The organism is Flavobacterium rhamnosiphilum (genome assembly GCF_004349195.1).
Taxonomy (GTDB): Bacteria; Bacteroidota; Bacteroidia; order Flavobacteriales; family Flavobacteriaceae; genus Flavobacterium; species Flavobacterium rhamnosiphilum.
On the sequence record NZ_SMLG01000022.1, the window covers coordinates 1 to 6,048 of the forward strand.

Here is a 6,048-nt window from a genome sequence, read left to right on the forward strand (position 1 = left end):
GCTTTACATAGGAGTAGCTGTTGGCGGGTAGCCCATTTTACTTTTCAGTTCCATCATAATTATATTCTTCAAGTGTCCACTCAATTAACACTTCATTGACCCAATCAACGAAACTATCATTACAAGTTTCAACTTCGGTTAAGTTTTCGTATTTAAAATCGTGTTGCCAAAAAACAATTGGACAAATTTCATTTTCAATTCGAGAAAAATCAAGACAATAATGATTTCCATAACCATCAGGAGAAAATGGTAAAAAATATTTTGGTATTGGATTTTCAACTTCTGAATGTTCAAAATTGTAAACTTTGTCAAGTGAAGCATTTAAAAACTCTTCTCCAAGTCCATTAACTTCATTTCCGAATAAAGAAAAACCATTATTTTTTTCAATAAACCACTTAAAATCTTTCGGCAGTTTATATCCAATTATATTTTCAAACTCTTCAATTCGATTGTCTATTATTGGGCTTCCTAAACTCAAAATAGAATCTGAGAATTTTATTAAATTTTTATATGTAATCGAAATTTTGTCTTCCATTCTTTTCTTTGGGTTTTCGCCAACTTATATATATATCTGATAGTGTCCGACATATCTACCCAAAATAGATTTGCTATGTCTGACAAACGTCAGTATTTATTTATTCTCAAATATATAATAATTATCTTATAAATCATCAAAAGGGCTCTTAATTTGTCGTATCCCTTTGGCGGGTCAAAAGCTATTAGTAAAAAGTCAGGACAGGCTATGAGGCTTAAATCTTATCCCCATTATAAAACAAAAAAAAAGATGCCTCACAGCATCTTTCTACTCCTTCCTCCTACTCTTCCAGCTATCATTATAATGCCTACTCCTCAAATGCTCATAAAACTTCCCTCTCAGGTAAAGACCCACAAACCACTACTCCTATTATTTCATACCATTCCATACCTCAAATATAGAAGTAATAAGATTTCCTTCTTTAGCATGAAATCAAAAACTCCGCTTTCGACAAGTATTAATCCCGAATTGATAAGTATTCCATACCGCTATAAAACAGAAAAAGACACCTCCCAGCATCTTTTCTATTTGTCACTATACAAATTATTTATTCCTTACCCCTTTTTTCCAACTATCATTATAAGAATAATTTTTGCGCGTAGCTTTTTTAAATAATTTGATTTATTTCTTTGTATATCTTTATTGTTTCTTCTGTTTTTACACCTAATTGTTTACCATAATTTATAATTGCACCTGCGAATAATTCCAGCTCATTATTTTTCTTTTTTGAATTTACGTCCAATTGTAATGATGTAGGGGTCGCATAAGGAAAAGAAAGTCCTTTTTCAAAAGTCTTACTTATTATGTCAGCAGGTAAATCAATTTTGATTTTTGTAGTGATTAATTGAATTTCCTCCATAATTTGTGTTGCTCTTTGTTTAAGAAAGCCTTCTTCACCAACTTGTCCAATAGATTTATTGTATCTCGCAGAAACCAAACCAAAACTCGCAATAAAGAAAAACTTCGTCCAAATGTCTACAAAACTATTTTGCTTAAAAGTAATATCCGCGCCACTATTCTTGAAAAGGTCGATTATCCATTTTGTATCAGTTTCTTGATTCACAGGATCTTTTCCAATAATTATTTTTCCCGTATTTCCTGTGTGTTCTACAATTCCTTTTTCTTTTATGTGCGAGGCAACATACACACAAGAAGGTAAAAATGTTCCGTTTTTAATTATATGTCTTACTCTTTCGTAAATGTCGGCTCCATTCATTAAAGCCATTACGGTTGTGTTTTTGGTTATTTTGTCTTTTATTTGATTACAAACATTTTCTAAATCATATTCTTTTACACAAATCAATATCAAATCCGATTCTTCAATTTCATCAAAGTTGTTAATAATGTTGTTTGGTTTTGCAACAGATTGAGTATGTTCTGATGAGAGTAGCGTAAGTCCATTTTTTTTAACTATTTCATAAGTTTCATTTCTTGCTACAAAAGTGATTTTGTAATTAGGATTGTCTTCAATAAGTTGCGCTATTTTAAAACCAAAATAGCCACCCACGCCACCAAGTCCGATTAAAGTTATTTTCTTTGAATTCATAAATTTATATTATTTTAGAATACAAATTTCTTGATAAATAAATTAAAACTTCTTGTCATTTGACAAGAAATTAAATTTTGGAAATTTCTTTTCTAATTCGGCTTAAAGAACTGTCAGTTATACCCAAATAAGAGGCGATAATTTTTAAAGATGCATTTTGAAATATGTTTGGATGTTTTTCCAAAAGTTTTGTATATCTTGAGGTTGCGGTTTCTTTTACCATTTCTAACATTCTATCGTGAAGTTTATAGTAGTTAATTATGAATAATAGCCGACTAAACTCTCTGAATTCGGGAATATTATGAAAGTTGTATTGGACATTTTCTAAATTTGTTTTCCAAAAAATGCAATTACTTAAGGTTTGATAATTTTCTTTTACAGGTTTTTGTGTAAAAAAAGAAAGAAAATCATTTACAAAACAAGGGGCTGAAAAGATATTTGTAGTAACTTCATTTCCATTATTATCAAAAGTATAGGAACGAACGAAACCACTTTCTAAGAAATAAGTGTCTTCACTGATACTATTTTCTTGTAATATAAACTCGTTTTTAGAAAGTTCAAACCTGTCAAATTTTGATGCAATCTTTTCAGCAATTTCAATTTTCATTGGCAAAACTGATTGAATGTAAATTTCCAAAATTTCTGTTTTCATTCTATATTTTTTTGTCGTTATATTTCTATTCTTTGTGGTAAAGTTACGCACAACTCATTTATATATGCGACTTCCAATTACAAACATATCAATAACGCTATTAACAAAAAAAAAGACACCTCATCAGCATCTTTCTACTTCTTCCTCCTACTCTTCCAGCTATCATTATAATGTCTATTCCTCAAATGCTCATAAAACTTCCCTCTCAGGTAAAGACCTATAACCTAAACCCTACGGACCCTTATTATTTCATACCATTACATACCTCAACTATAGAACGCATCGATAATTACTCTTTACCATCAAATAAAGAAACGATTCATTACTCACTTTTCACTGTCATCCAAAACTTGTTGAAGGACAGCACTCACTATTCACTCAAAAAACACCTATTCAATTCCCGAATTGAACACTATACTTTTAGCAAATAAAAATTACATTATATAATTTTGTCACCACTTCCCCACTCCATTCCGACAAATCTTCACTAATACAACACAATGGATACGCAACAAAACCAACAACGGATTAAGGCGATTTACCAAATGCTTTTTGAAATGGCAACCGGCAACCTCTCTTTCAGAATTATCAAAACGGATCAAAACGACGAAGTCGGCAAACTGTCTGAAATGCTTAATAAGCTTGCTGGAGAAATGCATGATATTTTACTTCGATCAGGTTATGTTAACCCACATTATAGTTATCAAAACTTGGTACAAACAACATTTATCTTAGACGATAACTTTATAATCAGCAGTTTTAATGCACACGTACCAGAAGCACTATACTATGAATCTGAAGAATTATTTCAGGCAGACTTTGGAAAGTTTATTGCACCACAGTCCTTCAGTATTTGGAATCAAAAAAAGATGGAAGCGTCACTAGATGATAATTACCACAGCACCGTTCAGCTTATTTTTATTATGGCTAATAATAAATTACTTCCTTCTTTTTGTACCATTTCACGATTGCGCTACAGTGACAAAATAGTAATAAGCTCAATTACTACCATCTTGCAAGAATTGTTGTCAGACGCAAAGTTTGTAATAAAAACAAATCCAAAAAAACAATCCGAAGCTGTGGTAATGCAAAGTATTTATGATTACATCTTAAATCACTTGGAAGAGCCCCTTCCTACCCTAAAAAAATTGGCTGCTATGTTTGCCTCTGAAGAGCACAAGCTAAAGATAGGTTTCCGTAAGTATTTCAATACTAGCGTATACAATTTTTATCATTTGGAGCGCCTTAAAAAATCCCATCTACTCATTCAGCAGATAACAATCCCTTTGAAGGAAATTGCCTTTATGTGTGGTTTTAGCACCTACCTCAACTTTTACAAGGCGTTCAAAAAGCAGTACGGTTACGCCCCTAGTGACCTAAGCCGTCCATCTGAGTAAAGAGAACCCTGTTTTATGGAACTTTCTTTTTAGTATAACGAAAAGCCTGATTTGCATAAGTCAACCAAAATAACAGTTGCAACTTTACAATATCAAAACTACTAAAATGAGTAAAATCCAAAACTTTAAAAGCAATTTCGTTCTCATTATTAGCTTCCTTACAGCGCTTCTTTTCATGTACGCTGCAAGCAGCAAACTAATCGATTTTGAGAACTTCCGAATCCAACTTGGACAGTCGCCATTGCTAAGTGCATTCGCAGCTTGGGTTGCAATTCTGGTACCTGTAATTGAAATCCTAATTGCAATTGTACTATTCATTCCTAAATTTAGATTTTTTGGACTGCTGTCAGCTTTTGCATTAATGATGATGTTTACAGCTTATATCTACATAATTTTAAATTTCAGTGCCTACATTCCATGCTCCTGCGGTGGCATCCTTGAAAAAATGACATGGAACCAACATCTGGCTTTTAATTTAATATTCGTCGCACTATTGGCTGTAGCGGTTATTTACGGACCCATAAACTACAAAAACAGAGGGATCAGTCCGACAATGAACACTAAAAGAAAAATTTGGGTCTTGATAATAACTGCAGCTGTAGGAAGCACTGTAGTAGTGATGCTATTCCTGTTATCAGAAAACATCATCCAATATCACAATAATTTCACCCGTCGCTTTCCGCAACATGCCGCACAGGAAAGATATAAAATAGATCTTTTATACAACTCCTACTATTTTGCCGGAACAGGAAACGGAAAAATATATTTGGGTAATCGTACTGCCCCGCTTCTAATTACAATAATCGACTTAAAAACCAAAACTACAACCTCTCACAAAATCATTTTAAACCAAACTGACCTGCCTTTTCGAGTTCCGAAAATCCGTGTTTTCAATCAGAACTTCTTTGTGTTTGAGGGAGCAGTTCCTTATATATTTAAAGGAAGTATTTCTAATTGGATCGCGACACTAAAAATTAATTCCGGTACTCGTTTCTCACAGGCAGAACCGATAGATTCTATAAATCTAGCGGTTCGGTACAAGTCGCCTCAATCAGGAGAAAACCTGCTTGGAATTCTTAACTCATCAGATAGTTTGACAGTTAGATACGCACCAGATATTCTGCAGAAACAAATGGATGGTGTTTTTGATACCGATGGCAGCCTCCATTTTAATACCAAGCTGAATAAAATAGTATATGTTTATCGATATCGCAATCAATATAGTGTCACAGACAGAAATCTGGTATTGCAATATCGTGGCAATACCATAGATACCATTTCAAGAGCTCAATTAGAAATTGCAGAAGTCGGGAAAAGCAAGGTCACTAAATTAGTAAAACGGGCACTTGTTGTAAATAAAAGCAGTGTCGTCAGTGGCAATTACCTGTATGTCAACTCGCTTCTACCCGGGCAATATGATGCTGAAAGTGTTTGGAAAAACGCAAGTATAATTGATATATATGACCTGACAAAGAAAAGCTACCAATCTAGTTTTTACGTTTATCATATCAAAAACAAAAAAATGAGAAGTTTCATTGTCGTGGACAATCATTTATATGCATTAATTAATAATCATTTGGTATGCTATGAATTTCTGGATGACCTCATTCCTAAAAATTAAACAACAATATATACTGGCCAGTGTTCAGGGGTAAGATTGAAAACCTGTAAAAGAGTAAATCATAACTATTAAATATTTTTATTATGAGAACAATTTTTTTAAAAAAAATGATGATGCCTTTGGCAGTAATGGTTCTGGGAGTTGGTGGTGCATTTACTACAACTTCAATGAGCAGCACAGAAGCCCTTTCACACGTAACAGGGTACAAATTCATTTCCTCGCAAAACAAATGTCAGACAAGCACAATGTGTGACACTGATGACACGGGAACGATCTGTACGAATGGTGGTACGCGCC

The 6,048-nt window shown here is 33.2% G+C and carries 6 protein-coding genes; 3 read left to right on the top strand and 3 right to left on the bottom strand.

Annotation, left to right across the window (positions count from 1 at the left end):
• Positions 1-37 precede the first annotated feature (37 nt).
• The 3 genes from E0I26_RS16235 to E0I26_RS16245 form a co-directional block, all read right to left on the bottom strand.
• Positions 38-535 carry an SMI1/KNR4 family protein gene (locus tag E0I26_RS16235; protein ID WP_131917494.1) on the bottom strand — a complete coding sequence of 166 codons (498 nt, stop codon included), beginning with the start codon at positions 533-535 and terminating at the stop codon, positions 38-40.
• Positions 536-1,142: 607 nt separating this feature from the next.
• Complete coding sequence (locus E0I26_RS16240; RefSeq protein ID WP_131917495.1) at positions 1,143-2,081, bottom strand: ketopantoate reductase family protein; 939 nt, start codon at positions 2,079-2,081, stop codon at positions 1,143-1,145.
• Positions 2,082-2,151: 70 nt separating this feature from the next.
• Entirely contained in the window at positions 2,152-2,733 is a 582-nt protein-coding gene (locus E0I26_RS16245; protein WP_131917496.1) for a Crp/Fnr family transcriptional regulator, read from the bottom strand.
• Between the two features lie 500 nt (positions 2,734-3,233).
• Here E0I26_RS16245 and E0I26_RS16250 point away from each other — a divergent pair, with 500 nt between their 5' ends.
• The 3 genes from E0I26_RS16250 to E0I26_RS16260 all read left to right on the top strand — a co-directional run.
• Entirely contained in the window at positions 3,234-4,130 is an 897-nt protein-coding gene (locus E0I26_RS16250) for a helix-turn-helix domain-containing protein (protein ID WP_131917497.1), read from the top strand.
• Between the two features lie 106 nt (positions 4,131-4,236).
• Positions 4,237-5,751: a MauE/DoxX family redox-associated membrane protein gene (locus E0I26_RS16255; RefSeq protein ID WP_131917498.1), complete on the top strand. Its 1,515-nt coding sequence runs from the start codon at positions 4,237-4,239 to the stop codon at positions 5,749-5,751.
• Positions 5,752-5,834: 83 nt separating this feature from the next.
• The coding region (locus E0I26_RS16260) for a DUF6520 family protein (protein WP_131917499.1) at positions 5,835-6,048 on the top strand (214 nt) is incomplete at its 3' end.